The 240-nt window shown below is 45.4% G+C and carries 1 protein-coding gene; it reads right to left on the bottom strand.

What is annotated here, in order from left to right; all coding sequences use genetic code 11:
* Positions 1 to 240 (bottom strand): CatA-like O-acetyltransferase (locus I5349_RS14345; protein WP_226391390.1); only part of this gene is annotated, 240 nt, incomplete at both ends.

The raw sequence follows: 240 nt of genomic DNA, 5'->3' as shown, positions 1-240 counted from the left end.
CACTCATCGCAGTACTGTTGTAATTCATTAAGCATTCTGCCGACATGGAAGCCATCACAAACGGCATGATGAACCTGAATCGCCAGCGGCATCAGCACCTTGTCGCCTTGCGTATAATATTTGCCCATGGTGAAAACGGGGGCGAAGAAGTTGTCCATATTGGCCACGTTTAAATCAAAACTGGTGAAACTCACCCAGGGATTGGCTGAGACGAAAAACATATTCTCAATAAACCCTTTA

The organism is Penaeicola halotolerans (assembly GCF_016464625.1).
Classification (GTDB): domain Bacteria; phylum Bacteroidota; class Bacteroidia; order Cytophagales; family Cyclobacteriaceae; genus Penaeicola; species Penaeicola halotolerans.
This window is presented reverse-complemented; position numbering and strand designations above follow the sequence as displayed.